The sequence below is a fragment of the Hymenobacter sp. genome (assembly GCF_036387835.1).
In the GTDB taxonomy this organism is placed as follows: Bacteria; Bacteroidota; Bacteroidia; order Cytophagales; family Hymenobacteraceae; genus Hymenobacter.
Window position 1 is genome coordinate 73178 of sequence record NZ_DASVSY010000109.1, and the last position, 15295, is coordinate 88472.

Annotated in this window: 13 protein-coding genes and 1 pseudogene; 9 read left to right on the forward strand and 5 right to left on the reverse strand. The window is 55.5% G+C overall.

Going from position 1 to position 15295, the window contains the following annotated elements; translation table 11 throughout:
- Positions 1–4 precede the first annotated feature (4 nt).
- Positions 5–412 (forward strand): hypothetical protein, encoded by a 408-nt coding sequence (locus VF639_RS21120; RefSeq protein WP_331147932.1) that lies wholly within the window; start codon positions 5–7, stop codon positions 410–412.
- Between the two features lie 138 nt (positions 413–550).
- Here the strand turns inward: VF639_RS21120 and VF639_RS21125 are convergent, their stop codons facing one another.
- Entirely contained in the window at positions 551–2239 is a 1689-nt protein-coding gene (locus VF639_RS21125) for a M28 family peptidase (protein ID WP_331147933.1), read from the reverse strand.
- A gap of 115 nt (positions 2240–2354) precedes the next feature.
- Positions 2355–2834, reverse strand: a complete 480-nt coding sequence (ispF, locus tag VF639_RS21130) for a 2-C-methyl-D-erythritol 2,4-cyclodiphosphate synthase (RefSeq protein WP_331147934.1) — start codon at positions 2832–2834, stop codon at positions 2355–2357.
- A 467-nt stretch (positions 2835–3301) separates the two neighbouring features.
- Between ispF and VF639_RS21135 the strand changes: the two genes are divergently transcribed.
- The 6 genes from VF639_RS21135 to VF639_RS21160 all read left to right on the forward strand — a co-directional run bounded on the left by VF639_RS21135 (position 3302) and on the right by VF639_RS21160 (position 11039).
- Positions 3302–3916, forward strand: coding sequence for a TetR/AcrR family transcriptional regulator (locus VF639_RS21135; RefSeq protein WP_331147935.1), 615 nt, complete (start codon positions 3302–3304; stop codon positions 3914–3916).
- A gap of 32 nt (positions 3917–3948) precedes the next feature.
- Entirely contained in the window at positions 3949–5496 is a 1548-nt protein-coding gene (locus tag VF639_RS21140; RefSeq protein ID WP_331147936.1) for a TolC family protein, read from the forward strand.
- A 73-nt stretch (positions 5497–5569) separates the two neighbouring features.
- A complete protein-coding gene (locus tag VF639_RS21145; RefSeq protein WP_331147937.1) occupies positions 5570–6724 on the forward strand; it encodes an efflux RND transporter periplasmic adaptor subunit in 1155 nt (384 codons plus the stop codon).
- Between the two features lie 33 nt (positions 6725–6757).
- Positions 6758–7069 (forward strand): four helix bundle protein, encoded by a 312-nt coding sequence (locus VF639_RS21150; RefSeq protein ID WP_331147938.1) that lies wholly within the window; start codon positions 6758–6760, stop codon positions 7067–7069.
- Positions 7070–7172: 103 nt separating this feature from the next.
- The gene (locus VF639_RS21155; protein ID WP_331147939.1) at positions 7173–10649 is read left to right on the forward strand and encodes an efflux RND transporter permease subunit; all 3477 of its coding nucleotides are present in this window, start codon (positions 7173–7175) and stop codon (positions 10647–10649) included.
- A gap of 114 nt (positions 10650–10763) precedes the next feature.
- Positions 10764–11039 (forward strand): acyl carrier protein, encoded by a 276-nt coding sequence (locus VF639_RS21160; protein ID WP_331147940.1) that lies wholly within the window; start codon positions 10764–10766, stop codon positions 11037–11039.
- A 489-nt stretch (positions 11040–11528) separates the two neighbouring features.
- Here the strand turns inward: VF639_RS21160 and VF639_RS25435 are convergent.
- Together VF639_RS25435 and VF639_RS21170 are read right to left on the reverse strand one after the other, a co-directional pair.
- Positions 11529–11642 (reverse strand): annotated as a pseudogene (locus VF639_RS25435) (YkvA family protein); the annotation flags it as partial.
- Positions 11643–12056: 414 nt separating this feature from the next.
- A complete protein-coding gene (locus VF639_RS21170) occupies positions 12057–12671 on the reverse strand; it encodes a C40 family peptidase (RefSeq protein WP_331147941.1) in 615 nt (204 codons plus the stop codon).
- Between the two features lie 307 nt (positions 12672–12978).
- Here VF639_RS21170 and VF639_RS21175 point away from each other — a divergent pair, with 307 nt between their 5' ends.
- Entirely contained in the window at positions 12979–13335 is a 357-nt protein-coding gene (locus tag VF639_RS21175) for a hypothetical protein (protein ID WP_331147942.1), read from the forward strand.
- 100 nt (positions 13336–13435) lie between these two features.
- Here VF639_RS21175 and VF639_RS21180 read toward each other — a convergent pair whose 3' ends face one another.
- Positions 13436–14170 carry an SDR family NAD(P)-dependent oxidoreductase gene (locus tag VF639_RS21180; protein WP_331147943.1) on the reverse strand — a complete coding sequence of 245 codons (735 nt, stop codon included), beginning with the start codon at positions 14168–14170 and terminating at the stop codon, positions 13436–13438.
- A gap of 433 nt (positions 14171–14603) precedes the next feature.
- Between VF639_RS21180 and VF639_RS21185 the strand changes: the two genes are divergently transcribed.
- Positions 14604–15140, forward strand: coding sequence for a hypothetical protein (locus tag VF639_RS21185; RefSeq protein ID WP_331147944.1), 537 nt, complete (start codon positions 14604–14606; stop codon positions 15138–15140).
- Positions 15141–15295 lie beyond the last annotated feature (155 nt).

Below are 15295 nucleotides of genomic sequence, written 5' to 3' on the forward strand. Positions count from 1 at the left end.
TGCAATGTACTTAATCGAGCCCAACATGGCCTACACTCGCATTCCAGTATTGCTACCGCCCGAAGGTTTCACCGTCGCGGTAGAGGCAATTACGAGTTCGTTTCGGCTGTTTGGGCTGCTGCCGGGCTACTCCAAAAACGACCTTGGCAGTCGTCTGGTGCTTTACCCGGCTCACTGGACTATAAAGATACTGACCACGCAATACTACACCTATTCCGACATTCTGCAAGTGGATTTCGAACCTGAAAGTTTCTGGCGCCGCGAGCTGGTCGTGCTAAAGGTGGCGGAAGCCAGCACCAGCTACTACATAAAACCCTCGTCCGCGGCCGTCACCCAAGACTTGCTTGCGTTCTGCCACAAACGAGGGTTATTGTTAACGTCCGCTGCTCAGCAACGAGTTTCAGTTAACTAAGTAGTATGCCAACCAGCACGCCATTATCATTCCGACGCAGGAGGAATCTGAGTCAGCCTGTTCAACGATTGTACGCAGATTCCTCCTGCGTCGGAATGACAACGGCCTACTTGAGGGATGTCGCGCTGATCTTAGCAGTTACTTCTTGTTCGAGTCCACCACTATCCGCGAGTCGCGGTTGGCTACTTCCCAGGCGGCGTGGAACACGAGGCGGGCGCGTTTCTCCATTTTTGGAAACTCTATTTTCTCGACTTCGTCGCCCGGCCCGTGGTAGTCGTCGTGGACGCCGTTGAAGAAGAAGGCTACCGGGATTTTATGCTTGGCGAAATTATAGTGGTCGGAGCGGTAGTAGAAGCGGTTCGGATCTTCGGGGTCGTTGAATCGGAAGTCCAGGTCCATTTTCGTGTACTGCGCGTTGGCATTGAGCACGATTTCGTGTAGCTCCGACGAAAGCTTGTCGGAGCCGATGACGTAGACGTAGTCAGCTTTGCCTTCGTGGTCTTTGTCGGTACGGCCTACCATGTCGGTATTAAGGTCGGCTACGGTGGCGGCCAGCGGGAAAATGGGGTGGTCGGTGTAGTACTCCGAGCCGAGCAGACCCTTCTCCTCGCCCGTTACGGTTAAGAACAGCAGGCTGCGGCGCGGGCCGTGGCCTTCGGCTTTGGCTTTCACGAAAGCCTGCGCCATTTCCAGTACCGTTACCGTGCCCGAGCCGTCGTCGTCGGCGCCGTTGTTTACCTCGCCGCCTGTTATGCCAATGTGGTCGTAGTGCGCCGATAGTACCACTACTTCGTCTTTCTTATCGGTGCCTTCCAGGTAGCCCATCACGTTTTCGGTGGTAAAGTCCTCCACCTTTTTGGGCGCTTTCACCACAAATTTCGTGGGCTTGAACGGACTGGCCACCGGCTTGCCGGCTTGGTTGACACTGGCCAGATACTTGGTCACGGCCGCAGCATTCGAGCCCAGCAGCTTATAGCCCACCGCCGGCGACACGAAAAACGACGACCGGCGCGTGCCCGGCTTGGCATCCTTAAACGAAATGCTCGGCCGGTTCACGTACTGCGACACCCGACCCAACGATTTGCTGAAGTTGCTGTTGGGGTTGAAGTCCACGAAGAACACCGACCGGGCACCTTTTTCGGTGGCCAGGGCCGCCTTGGCCCGGTAATCGGTGCCCCACTTGCTGTTGGCGCCATCTTTGCCAAGCAGCGGCTTGCCATCGGCCGAAATAGGTTCGTCGAGCAAGATCACCAAGTCTTTGCCTTTCACATCTTTGCCGGCGTAGTCGGAGTAGCCATCCTGCTCGATACCGTAGCCCATGAATAGGGGCTGCACGGTAGTTTCCTGCTGGAAAGGCGAGGCGCCTAGGGCGTAGAAGTCAACCAACCATTTATAGGTCTGGCCGCCTACTTTCATCGTGCCGCCTTCGGCCCAGGTGCTGCGCTCCATCGTGAAGTGCTGCAAATAAGGGTTATCGGAGCCTTGTACCGGCCCGGTTAGGCCTAGTTCCTTGAATTGCTGGCTTAGGTAGTCGGCAGCCATCTTCTGGCCTTTCTCGCCGGTTTCGCGGCCTTCGTAGGCGTCGGAGGCCAGCACGGTGAGGTGCTTGCGCAAGTCTTCCTGCGTGATAGTCTGCCCGTATTGGCCGGCCAAATCTATTTGGGTGGCGGGAGCTGGCTCAGCGACTGGCGCCGGCGTGGCCGTGGCTTCGGTTTTATCCTTGCCTTTCTTCTTTTTGATTTTTACTTTCTCGGGTGCCTGCTGAGCCACGGCCGAAACCGAAAGCCCCGCCACCAGCAGCCAGGTCAGGAGAGGTGATTTATGCATGTGTAAGGGTGAAGTTGTGAAGTTGTGAGGTTGTGAAAGGGAGGGCGATGTTCCGGCTGAGCAGTTCAGTTCAGAGAAACGTTAACTCACATTTCACAAACTCACAAGTTCACTTTTAGGGTTGCATGATGAGGACGGAGGCGTAAGCGGCCACGCCTTCGCGGCGGCCGACAAAGCCTAACTTTTCGGTGGTGGTGGCTTTGATGCTGACGTCGTTTAACTCGATGTGCATCACCTCAGCCAGCACCCGCTGCATTTCCGGGATGTGCGGGTTTACTTTGGGCGCTTCCAGGCACACGGTGGAGTCGATGTTGGAAATAGTGTAGCCCCGCTCATCGAGCAGGCGCACTACCTCGGCCAACAGCCGCTTGCTGTCGATGCCCTTGTACTGCGGATCGGTGTCGGGGAAGTGGAAGCCGATGTCGCGCAGGTTGGCCGCGCCTAGCAGCGCGTCGCAGATGACGTGAATAAGCACGTCGGCATCGGAATGGCCGAGGGCGCCGTGGGTATGCGGAATCTGAATGCCGCCTAGCCAGAAGGGGAGGCCCTCCTGCAACTGGTGAACATCGTAGCCGAAGCCGGTCCGGATTTTCATTAGGAGCGAAAATAGCAGGTGAAGCCGCGAAGGTACGCAGCCCGCCGCCGACTAAATACCACAAGCTGCCCGAGACTATCGAAGCAGCGTGGTCAATTAACTTGCCCGCGGGGCTTTACAGAAACCACTAATCAACGAAGCCTGTAGCGCGAAGCCTGCGCTCCGCGCATCGTTGAGCGTCGTCATCGAACTAGGTGACAGGTCGTTCAATAACCACTTAGAGCAGGGGCTTGATGGTATTGGTTGTGTAAGGAACAATGGCTCTAGTAAAGCTCCCAGGACAAGTCGAACAACCACACCATTTAGGCAAATCAAAAAATATACGCGTTTCGCCAAAGTAAAACGGGGTGGTAAACGTCAGTGGCAGAGAAGGGAACTATCTGGCTCCAAGAATTGATACTAAAAAAGTAATGGAAACTTAGGAAACATCGAAAGTTTCCTGCGTACCTTTGGGGCCAGAAGCAACCATGGAAATAAAAGACCGCATCTTATCAGCAGCGCGCGAGCTGTTCACCCACCGGGGGATTAAGAGTATATCGATGGACGACATTGCTACTCACCTCAGCATGTCGAAGAAGACGCTCTACAAATGGTTTGAGAACAAAGACCAGATAGTAGAAGGCGTCTTGCGCCATCACCTCTGCCAAACTCAGAGCGAATGCGAAACACTAATCGGCGGGTCCGAGTCGGCCATCCACGAGCTGTTTACGATGATGGACTGGATGAAGAGTCAATTCACCGACATGCACCCCAGCATTTTTCATGATCTACAGAAATACTATCCCGCTTCCTGGCAGCTCTGGCTGGAACATAAAAACAACTATATCCTCGAACAGATAACCGATAACCTCCGGCGGGGTGTGGCAGAAGGCCTCTACCGCGCCGACCTTGATGTAGACGTACTGGCGCGCCTGCGCCTTGCGGAAATCGAAATGGCCTTCAACCCCCAGATTTTCCCGCCGCGCACCTTCGATCTGCAACGGGTCTCGCTCACTACCCTCGAGCACTTTATGTTGGGCGTTGCCACGCTCAAAGGGCACAAACTAATCAACCAATACCGTCAGGTGACGGAAGAAGAATAATGCCGCGCACCTTCCTTTCCTCTGTTAAAGAAATGAGAACACGCTTCCGCTCGTTACTCTTGGCAGCCGGAGCGAGCCTATTAAGCTTGCCGCCGCTGCTAGCCCAGACGCCCTCTACCGGCCAGCCTGTGGCCAACAGCGCCCCCCTGAACCTGACGCTGCAGCAGGCCATCGACTACGCCCTGCAGAACAAATCGACGCTGCAAAGCCAGCGCCTAAACGAGAAAATAGCCAAAGCGCGGGTCGGTGAAATTAAAGCCACTGGCCTGCCCCAGATCAATGCCAACGCAGCCCTCACCGACAACTTCAAGCTGCAGAAGTCACTGGTTGATTTCGGGGCTTTTGCGGGCGGACCGGGCACGCTGAATGGCGCAACTCTCTCACCTCAGCAATTGGCTTCTGTCAACAACGGCCAAACAGTGGTGCTGGCGCCCAATTACACGGAAGTTGAGTCGCTAGGCCCACAGCCGTTTGCTTTTGGCTTGCAATACGCCGGCAACACCTCGGCTTCGCTTTCGCAGCAGCTCTTCAACGGCTCGTATCTGTTGGGCCTGAAGGCGGCTAAAGTGTATGAGCAGCTTTCGGTGAAGCAGACGGTTCAAAGCGAGGTGGATGTAGTGGAGCAGGTTTCGAAAGCTTACTATAGCAGCCTAGTGGCTCGGGAGCGGCTCAACTTGCTTGACCGCAATGTGCAGCGCCTCGATACACTTCTCTACCAGACGCAGCAAACCTTCAAGCAAGGCTTCGCCGAAAAGTTGGATGTTGACCGGTTGCAGGTGCAGGTAAACAACCTGCGGATAGAAGCGCAAAACGCCCAGCGCCTGATTGACCTGAGCGTGGCGCTCCTTAAGTTCCAAATGGGCCTCGACCAGCGCCAGGGCGTGACCCTAACCGACGCCCTAGACGCGGCCGTGCTCGACGCCGAGCGCGACAAACTAAAGAGCGCCGGCAGTGAGTTCGACTACAGCAAGCGGATCGAGTACTCGGTGCTCGAAACCCAGCGCGATTTGGCCGTACTCGATATTCGCAACCGCCGCGCCGGCTATCTGCCTACCCTCAACCTGACGGCTGCCTACGGTTTCTTGGGCTCCGCCAACCGGTTAGGTAGCCTCCTTGAATTCCGGGGGCCAAATTCCACCACCCTATCGCCAAGCGGCCGGCCTATTCTCAACCAGAACTGGTTCGGGTTCGGCAACGTGGGCCTGGCGCTGAACATCCCCATCTTCGACGGTTTCCGGAAGAAGTACTCTATTCAGCAGGGCCAGTTGGCGCTAGAGCAGATCAACAAGGGTTTCACCACGTTGCAGCAAGGCATCGACTTGGAGCGCCGCCAAGGCGAAACCACTCTGCAAAACACCTTGGATATACTCGCCAACCAGAAAGCTAACCTGGATTTGGCTACCAATGTGGCCCGCGTAGCTAAAATCAAGTTTCAGGAAGGCGTTGGTTCGAACTTAGAGGTGATTACCGCCGAAACCGACCTGCGCCAAGCCCAAACCAACTACTACTCGTCGCTCTACGATGCGCTGGTAGCCAAGGTAGACTTCGATAAGGCGGCCGGTACACTGTACCAGAAATAAGCTATAAGCCGCAAGCTTCAAGCTTTTCACAAATAAATAATCTGGGCTAGTAGCCCATTGAGCTTACTCCGCCATGATTCGTTCTTATTTCACTACTTCGTTTGTATCCCGAAACTTGCAGCTTGCAGCTTACGGTTTGTGGCTTTTAACTGCCTGTGGCCAGCAGAAAGATCCGACGGCCGAACTTGCTGAACTAAAAAAAGAGCAAGCCGCCAACCAGGCTAAAATTGCCGAGCTGGAAGCCAAGACCGGTACTAAAGCCGAAGGTGCAGTTGCCCAGACAACGCCCGTATCAGTAATTAAGGTGGCTCCCGAAAGCTTTAAGAGCTATCTGGAACTGCAGGGGCGTGTTGATTTCGACCAGAATGCCAACGTGGCGGCCCGTGCTGCTGGCACGCTCACCAGCGTGCGGGTGCAACGCGGCGACCGGGTGAGCAAAGGCCAGACGCTGGCTACCGTAGATGCCAATATTCTCGACGCCAATATTGCCGAGCTGCGCACCCGCATGGATTTGGCCCGCGTGATTTACGAAAAGCAGGACCGCCTCTGGCAACAGCAGATCGGCACCGAAATTCAGTATCTGCAAGCCAAAAACAATTACCAAGCCCTGCAGCGCAACCTGGCGTCGCTTAACCAGCAGCGCGCCCTGTACACGGTAGTGGCTCCGTTTTCGGGTACCGTGGATGAGGTACTGCCTAAGTTAGGTGAAACCGTAGCGCCTGGTGCCCCCGTGGTGAAGCTTATCAGCAGCAGCGGCACCGGCAAAATTCTGGCCGATGTATCGGAAGCCTATGCTTCACGCATCAAAGCCGGTGATAAAGCACTGGTAACCATCCCGGATCTAGGCAACGAGGAACTGCCTGCTACGGTGCGCGTGGTGTCCAGCACCATCAACCCCACCAGTCGCACCTTCACCACCGAATTGCGCCTGAGCGGTAATAAGGCCGGCCAGCTTCGTCCGAACATGGTGGCCAACGTGCGCATCCAGAACTACGACCGCCAGAATGCTACCGTGCTGCCCGTGGACTTGGTGCAGAAGGATGAACAGAACAGCTACGTGCTGGTAGTGAATGAGAAAGGTGGCAAGAAAGTAGCCACCAAGCGTGTTATCCAGACCGGCCAGACCTACAATGGCAAGGTGGAAGTAACCAGCGGCCTTCAGGCCGGTGACCAGGTAATCTCGGCCGGTTACCAGACCCTGAACGAAGGCCAATTGGTGACGCTGTAAGTAAAGAAGCTAGGAGTTAGGAGCTAGGAGTTTATGGAAAATCAACGGGGAACAGCCAGGAGCTTTCAGGAATTGCTGGTGTGGCAGAAAGCCCATCAGTTGGTTCTGGCGGTGTACTGGCTGACCGATACGTTTCCTAAGCATGAGCTTTTTGCCTTGACTTCTCAGCTGCGCCGTGCTGCTGTATCTGTCCCCGCCAACGTGGCCGAAGGCTTCCGCAGAAGAGGCCTAAAAGATAAAATCAGGTTTTTCAATATAGCAGAAGGCTCTTTAGAAGAGGTGCAGTACTACTTCATACTAGCTAAAGACTTGGGTTATGCGGATACGCATTTGATAACTGAATAAGCGAATGAAGTGAGTCGTCTGCTGGATTCCTATAGCAAGACAATGCGCGCCAGACTAGTGGCCGACTCCAACTCCTAGCTTCTAACTCCTAGCTCCTTCCAACATGCAAGATTTAGAAAAAGAATTTGGGCCGACCAGTTGGTCCATCAACAACAAAACCAGCATTTATATTATCACGGTGCTGCTGTGCGTGGCGGGGATTTTTGCCTACATCAAGTTGGGCAAAGAAAAATTCCCCGACATCGTGATTCCGCGTATCATCGTGGCTACCATCTACCCTGGCACCTCCCCCGCCGACATCGAGAACCTGGTGACGCGCCAGCTCGAAAAGGAGCTGAAGAGCGTGAACGGGGTCAAGAAAATCAACTCCACCTCCAACCAGGACTACTGTATCGTTGACATCGAGTTCAACTCGGGGGTAGACGTGCAGTATGCCAAGCAGCTGGTGAAGGATGCCGTGGACAAGGCCGCGCCCGAGCTGCCCAATGATTTGCCTTCGCCGCCCACGGTAAAGGAAATCAACATCTCGGAGCAGCCCATCATGTTCGTGAACCTGAGCGGCAACCTGCCGGCTGTGCAACTCAAAAAGTACGCCGACGACTTCCAGGATAAGATTGAGGCCCTGCCCGAAATTACCCGCGTGGATATTGTGGGTGCGCTGGACCAGCAAGTAAACGTGGACGTGGACCTGAACAAGCTGCGCGCTTCACGCCTCGGCTTCTCCGACATCAGCAACGCCATTGCCCGCGAAAACGTGACCATTTCGGGTGGCTCCATTGACGTGGGTTCCCAGAAGCGGGCCGTGCGCGTGGCTGGCCAGTATGTGCGCGCCGAAGACATTGCCGATATCCAGGTGAAGAACCTCAACGGCTCGGCCGTGCGCCTCGGCGACATTGCCACTGTTGTTGACGGCTTCAAGGACCGGGAATCGTACGCCCGCCTCGATGGCAAGCCCGCCATTACCCTGAACGTGGTAAAGCGCCAGGGTGAAAACCTGATTGATGCCTCCGATAAGATCAAGGCTCTCATTGCCGAGTCGGAAAAGACGCTGCCCCGCGACTTGAAGGTGACCGTAACCGGCGACACCTCCAACGACACCCGCGTAACGCTTCATGACCTGATCAACACCATCGTTATCGGCTTTCTGCTGGTAACGGCCATTCTGCTGTTCTTCATGGGCACCACCAACGCTATGTTCGTGGGTTTGTCGGTGCCGATTTCGATGTTCCTGGCCTTCCTCATCATCCCAGGCTTCGACTTCTCGCTGAACATGATTGTGCTCTTCGCCTTCCTGCTGGCGCTAGGTATTGTGGTCGACGACGCCATTGTAGTTATCGAGAACACCCACCGTCTGCTGCACGAGCACCCCGAGCTGAGCACCGAGAAGGCTGCTAAGTTCGCGGCCGGCGAAGTATTCGTGCCGGTTCTGGCCGGTACCCTGACCACGGTGGCGCCCTTCGTGCCGCTGATGTTCTGGCCCGGCATTGTGGGCTCGTTCATGTACTACCTGCCCGTTACGCTCATCATTACCCTGATGTCGTCGTTGGTGGTGGCCTTCATCATGAACCCAGTGTTTGCCGTGAGCTTCATGCAGCGGGAAGAGCACTTCGAGGAAGACCTGCACAGCCGCCCCAAGGCCACCAAAGGCTTCCTCATTACGATGCTGGTACTGATTGGCTTGGGTATCCTGTTCAACGTGCTGGCCTTCGGGGCAACGCCCGAAGTAGGACCCGATGGCAAAACCAGCGGCCTGATGGGGCACTTCATCGGCAACGTCTGCCTGGCCTTGGCGGTCTTTATTGCCCTCGATAAGTTTGTGCTGGTGAAGATGATTGCCTGGTTCCAGACGCGCGCCTTGCCGCGCTTCCAGAACGGCTACGCCAGCCTGGTGCGCTGGGCCATCGGGCACCCGGCACTGGTAATGATTGGAGTAGTGGCGCTCTTCATCGGCTCGTTTGTGGCCGTGGGTATGCGCAGCCCGAAGGTGGACTTCTTCCCCAAAGGCGACCCGAAATTTATCTACACCTACCTGAGAATGCCGGTGGGTACCCGCGTGGAAGTAACCGACTCCATTACTAAAGTGTTGGAGAACCGCATCTACGGCGTTATTGGCCGCAAAAACCCCGACGTGGAATCCGTGATTACCAACGTGGCCATCGGGGCCGGCGACCCCAGCGACGCTTCCTCATCGAGCGGAACGGCTATGTCGAACATGGGCAAGGTGGCGGTGGCTTTCAAAGAGCTAAGCGACCGGACCGGCCCAACTACCGGTACCTACATGGATAAAATCCGGGAAGTGGTAAAGGGTATTCCCGGCGCCGAAATTTCGGTGGACCAGGAAGCCAGCGGTCCGCCCCAGGCCAAGCCCATTGCCATCGAGGTTATCGGCGACGATTATCCTACCCTGGCCAAGCTCAGCAAGAAAGTAACCCGCTACGTCGATTCGCTCAACATCGGTGGGGTAGAAGCATTGCGCTCCAACCTGGAAGACCGCAACCCCGAAATTGCCGTGAACATCGACCGTACCCGCGCCAACCGGGAAGGCATCAGCACTGGCCAGATTGGTGTGGAAGTGCGCACTGCCATCTACGGCTCGGAGGCCAGCAAATTCAAAACCGCTGACGACGAATACCCCGTGCAGGTGCGCTACGCCAAGCCTTACCGCAACGATGTAGACGCCATCATCAACTCCCCGCTGACCTTCCGCGACGCTACCGGTGCCGTGCGCCAGGTGCCTATTTCGTCTATTGCCCAGGTAAGCTACGGCTCCACGTACGGCGGTATCCGGCGCAAAGACACCAAGCGCATTATCACCATCAGTTCCAACGTAATAAGAGGCTTCTCCGAGCCTGGCACGGCTGATCAAGTACGACAGGCACTCAATGCCTTCCCCACGCCAGCCGGCTATACCATCAAAATGGGTGGCGCCGAGGAAGACCAGAAGGAAACCACCGACTTCCTGCCCCTGGCTGGCCTTGGGGCCCTAGCCCTCATCTTCCTGATCCTGGTAACGCAGTTTAACTCGTTCAGCAAGCCGGTTATCATCCTGTCGGAAGTGCTGTTCTCTATTGCCGGCGTGTTCTGGGGCCTGGCCATTACGGGCATGAATGTAAGTATCGTAATGACGGGCGTCGGTATTATTGCCCTGGCCGGTATTGTGGTGAAAAACGGTATTCTACTGGTGGAATTCACCGACATCCTGCGCAGCCAGGGAATGCCCCTGCGCGAAGCCATTGTACTAGCTGGCCGCACCCGCCTCAACCCGGTAATCCTGACGGCTACGGCCGCCACGCTGGGGCTGATTCCGCTGGCCATAGGCCTGAACATCGACTTCTACGAGCTGTTCGCTTCCGGTCACGCGCACTTCTTTATTGGTGGGGAGTCGGTGGTATTTTGGGGCCCATTAGCCTGGACGATCATTTTCGGTCTGGTATTTGCCACGGCTGTTACCCTGCTGGTAGTGCCGGTAATGTACCTGCTAAGCGAAAGCCTAAAGCTCCGGCTCAAGAAAGACTCTGAAACTCCTACTGATGCCCCCGAGGTACGGGCACCCAAGCCGCCGGTAATGGCGGAGGCTTAAAATTCTTCCGGAACGGCTTGCAACCCTTTCTGGCAACAACGGACTCCTTCGCCCGAACGGGAGGAGGGGCCACCCAGAAAGAATAGCCCTCCTTTTTTATAATACCCTTGTTCTTTGTCGTTTAACCTCATGATTTCATCAACGACTCCCGCCTCCAAATCCATTCAGCAGCAAGTGCTGCGTATCATCAGCAAGCGCAAATCAATTAAGCCGCAGCGCCTGCGTATCGGTAGCAACCTCAGCCGCGAGCTGGGTTTCGACACGGTCGATGTTGTAGATATTATCATTGAGCTAGAGCGCAATTTTCACATCACCATTCCCGACGAAGTGCCCTTGGCTACCGTCGGCGACCTGGTGAGCTACGTAGTTTCGCATGCCCGTGCGGCATAGCGTGAGTTGCTAGTTGATGTTCAACTGGCTGCCAGACTCTATTAAAACCACAAAAGCAAGGGCCCCTGTCTGCTGGACAGGGGCCCTTGCTTTTATATAGTTGCTAGCTGCTCATTTATTAGCGAGAAGCAACCAGAAACTTCGCTATCGAACATTTCCGCCTGGGTCGCCGCCAGAGAAGCCGGTGTCGCTGCCGTAGCGGCTGCTGTCAGTGGTATTGGCGGGGATGTCGGCGTGTGGGGCGGCATCATGGGTGGCCGGGCCCGTGCTGATGGGCTGGCTGGACGCGGGGCGGCTACTCTCGGGTGAGCCTAGGCCGGAGTCGGTATTGGACGTCGGGGGCCGCGAGGTGGACGGGGTTACGTCGGTAGCGGTGGTGTAGCTATCGGAGGAGGCAGCGCCCCCCGTTACTTCCATTACGGCAGGCCGGGTTTTTTCCCACTCCGTGAATCTGTCCATTTCTTCCTTGATGGTGGCGCCGAACCAGGCAACCAGTGCCACATCATCGAGTAAGCCGAGCACCGGAATAAAGTCCGGAATCAAGTCGATGGGGCTCATGAAGTAGATGGTAACAGCTACAGCCGCTACTACAGTAGTGGTGGGCAGGCCGGTGTACTCGCCGGCAATAGAAGCCCTGATCAAGCGGAAGAGGGTTTGCATCGTTTCCCAAGCCTCATGGGCAATAGAGCCGATATCCTTCTTCTCGCTGGCTTTTTTGTACGCATCGTTCAGCAGTTGCTTAACGCGGGTTGGGCGTTTGAGATATTCTTCTGCGGTGCCCAAAAACTTCTTGAAGAGAGGCGACGAAGCTATCTGGTCGCCCTGGGGATTTTGCTTAGCCATAGTGCAAGAAAACTGAGGGTGGAAAGGTGAGGCAGTAAAAGTAGCCCCGACTGTTGTTGCCTGCCTATACTGTTTCAGCGCAAAATAGTTATCGGCTATGTTACTGTGGGTTACAAACAAAAAGCCCTGCTCGCATACGAGCAGGGCTTGTAAGAGGGGCGCTTTCGGTGGCTGTTAGTTGGTTTCAGTCTCAACGCGACCTGCCGCGTAGAAGTTGCGGTGATAGTACTGCTGCTCAAGCGAACTGACCATGACACCGCCATTGCAGGCAGAATGCGCAAACTTGCCGTCTTTCAAATAGATGCCAACGTGGTAGATGGGCTGGCCCGGACCCCGGCGGAAGAACACTAGGTCGCCGGTTTCCATGGCGTCCTTCTCGACGCGCTTCACGCTGCTGAACATGGAATGGGAGCTACGCTGGAGCGTGATGCCGTATACTTCTTTGTAAACGCGGGTAACAAAGCCCGAACAATCAGTGCCTTGCTTGGAGTTGCTGCCGTAGCGGTAGGGAGTGCCTATCCAGTCGAGGACGGTGCGGAGCAAGTCTTTGTTTTCGGTGCGTGAGAGATGAACACCGAGCGCCTGACCATAGTAGTCGTAGGCGGCAGAGTCGCTGGCGGCAGAGGCGCCAGGCTTTTTGTCTTCCTCACCCAAGAAGGAGGGGAGGAGGGAGGCTTCGGCCACAATAAGGTCCGAAGGGGAATTGTTGGCAGTGGTAGGTGTATGCTCGAAGAAGAAGGAGAGGGCCATGGAGGCCGCGGCGAGGCAAGACAGGGTAATATGCTTCATTGTCCGTCGTGGGGTGGCAAGATAGGTGTTCGGGGTATGCCGAAGGGACCGGAGAAGTACTTCTTATTCGATAGAAGCGGAGTGAAAAAGGGAGCTAATAAAACCAGCAAAAAAGCTAAAAAGTAACAGTGTGCTACCTTGGGCTATGGTTAAAGCTAAACCAAAAAGAGGCAACTATCCAAGTTTAAGACCCAAAATGGCATAATATTCTTGTTTAAAAACAACTTATTGTTGGAAATGATGCGTAACCTGGTGCAACCAACTGACTGGTTTTCAACGTATAATCGGCCTCATTTTTCCTTAGTCTATGAAGTCCCCGGTAATCATTGAAAATTCCCCTATTGCTCGGCTTGCACGAATCAAGCTTGGTACTAGGAGCGTAGCCATGGTGCTGGGCAATAAGATCCACTTAAGCGGAGCCACGCGCGAGGAATTTCTCAACGATCCTTACTGGGTAGCCCACGAGATGGAGCACATCCGGCAGTTCCAGGAACACGGCAAATTTGGTTTCCTGCGCCGCTACTTCCTTGACTGGCTGCGTCACGGCTACTACAATATCCCCTTTGAAGTGGCCGCCCGCGAAGCCGCTATCCTCAACGCTACCCTCTACACCCGCGGCCAGCCCCTCCCTGACCCCGCCAAAATGCACCAAGGAGCCCGGTGAGGTGGTGACTGAGTGAATGAGCGGAGTAGCCTACGGCGCGAATGGCACGGCTCCCGGCTGACATAGGCTACTTAACTCATTCACTCACTTACTCGTTCACTTAGAGAGAAGCCAACCGGCCGCCGTCTACTACGAGGGTGGTGCCGTTGATAAAGCTGGCTTCCGGGGACGCCATAAAGCAGATGGCTGCGGCTAGCTCGTTGGGGGTGCCTACCTGGCCGGTGATTTTCTCTTTGCCGCTTTTCACGTTGGGGTTGCTCCAAAGCATGGGCGTGTCGACGGCACCGGGTGCTACGGCGTTGATGCGGGCGTGGGTGTGCGGTATTTCCAGGCTTAAGCCCCGCACAAAAGCTTCGATGGCGCCTTTGCTGGCGGCGTAGGGTACTACATTGGGGGTCGTCTGGTGGGCGTGTACGGAACTGACGGCTACAATGGAACCGCGCTTCATGTGGGGCAAACACAGCTGCGAGAGCCGGAACAGCGCCCGCAGGTTCACGTTCAGTACCTGGTCCCAATCTTTGGGGTCGAGCTTGAGTAGCGGCTTGAAAGTCATGACGGCGGCATTGCTAACCAGCACATCGATGCGGCCCCAAGTGGCCAGCACTTTACGCACAGCGGCTTGCAGAGGGGCATCGCGCCCTAAGTCAACCTTGACGAAAATGGCTTCACTGCCGGCTGCTTTTATTTCGCGCACCACTTCTCGGCCATCGTCGGCATCTCGGCCCAATATGGCGACGCAGCCGCCTTCCCGGCCCATCTGCACGGCCACCGCCCGCCCGATACCCGATGTAGCGCCCGTGACGAGGCATACTTTGTTTTTGAAGCGTTGCTGCATAGGTGGCAAGTGATTTAGTAGTAGGTAACAGGTTAAAAAGGAGGAAGAACAGTGAAGTGGTCAAGCTTCTTAGGCGAAATCCACTCTTACTTATTCCCTCCTCGCCTGTCACCTCATCCCTGATGGGCCAACGGAAAAGCGGTAACCTCGACCATAAGTTTAAATCTTACTGGCAAGGACCTCGGACATCTTTCGCATATCAACAAGCGTAACAGAAAGAGCAGGGGCGTGTGTCGTAGCAGAGGAATGGGTTGGAAGCTCGTTCTGCTGTTGGGCTTACTGCCTGAGCCGTAGCAGGGTTGTGAGCAGCGCCCGCGCAGGAAATGATATCAACCAAACCGCAACCCGAACGGGTATTTCAACGAATAAGCACGCACGAAAACCGCTGATTAGCGGGACTTTCACTTTGTTTTACCTTTCCCCCTCTTGAATCATGGCTAAGCAAAATCAAGCAAATCTCGACGCTTCTTCCCTTTCCGCTAATGATAGCCTCACGGACACCGCTGCCTCGCTAGGCGCTGCCAACGACGACTCATTTGCCACTACCACCAGCCAGCCAGAAGCCTCTGCTTCAACGGCTGAAAGCAGCCAGCCGGAGAGCACGCAACGCAAGTCGTGGCTGAACCAGGAGGAACTGCTGAAAAACGTGAACCAGTTGCCCCAAGTATTGCTGGATTTCAGCAACAAAGCCGTAGCGCAAGTGAACAGCCTCTCGACCACGCAGAAAGTGGCGGCCGGTGCCCTGCTCGCCGGTGGCATAGGCTGGTTGGCGTTGCGCGGGAAGAAATCCAAGTCGTCCAGCATCTACGCGCCTTACAAGCCTAAGAGCAAGAGCAGCAAGGCAACTAAGGCAACTAAGTGGGATTCCAGCAGTGACTCGGTATACCGCGGTGCTGTGAACGGCCTGCACGATACTGGCCGTGGCGCTGAGTACGGCACGTACAGCAGCGGCACTGAAAACGGCTTCTAGAAGCTGAGAACCTTATTGCCGGAGTACTTCGGCAAACAACAATAAAATATGAAAGCCCCGCCAGTTTATGTGATTGGTGGGGCTTTCTGTTTGCCTAATCAGTTGCCAGTTGCCGGTTGTGAGTTGCCAGTTAAACAATACTGGCAACTCACAAC

Bases quoted from the DNA above. Each gene is read 5' to 3' on its own strand.
- VF639_RS21170 (WP_331147941.1), bottom strand. From the start codon at position 12,671: ATGAAGCATATTACCCTGTCTTGCCTCGCCGCGGCCTCCATGGCCCTC.
- VF639_RS21150 (WP_331147938.1), top strand. From the start codon at position 6,758: ATGGAAAATCAACGGGGAACAGCCAGGAGCTTTCAGGAATTGCTGGTG.
- VF639_RS21140 (WP_331147936.1), top strand. From the start codon at position 3,949: ATGAGAACACGCTTCCGCTCGTTACTCTTGGCAGCCGGAGCGAGCCTA.
- VF639_RS21120 (WP_331147932.1), top strand. From the start codon at position 5: ATGTACTTAATCGAGCCCAACATGGCCTACACTCGCATTCCAGTATTG.
- VF639_RS21125 (WP_331147933.1), bottom strand. From the start codon at position 2,239: ATGCATAAATCACCTCTCCTGACCTGGCTGCTGGTGGCGGGGCTTTCG.
- VF639_RS21145 (WP_331147937.1), top strand. From the start codon at position 5,570: ATGATTCGTTCTTATTTCACTACTTCGTTTGTATCCCGAAACTTGCAG.
- VF639_RS21155 (WP_331147939.1), top strand. From the start codon at position 7,173: ATGCAAGATTTAGAAAAAGAATTTGGGCCGACCAGTTGGTCCATCAAC.
- VF639_RS21175 (WP_331147942.1), top strand. From the start codon at position 12,979: ATGAAGTCCCCGGTAATCATTGAAAATTCCCCTATTGCTCGGCTTGCA.
- ispF (WP_331147934.1), bottom strand. From the start codon at position 2,834: ATGAAAATCCGGACCGGCTTCGGCTACGATGTTCACCAGTTGCAGGAG.
- VF639_RS21135 (WP_331147935.1), top strand. From the start codon at position 3,302: ATGGAAATAAAAGACCGCATCTTATCAGCAGCGCGCGAGCTGTTCACC.
- VF639_RS21185 (WP_331147944.1), top strand. From the start codon at position 14,604: ATGGCTAAGCAAAATCAAGCAAATCTCGACGCTTCTTCCCTTTCCGCT.
- VF639_RS21180 (WP_331147943.1), bottom strand. From the start codon at position 14,170: ATGCAGCAACGCTTCAAAAACAAAGTATGCCTCGTCACGGGCGCTACA.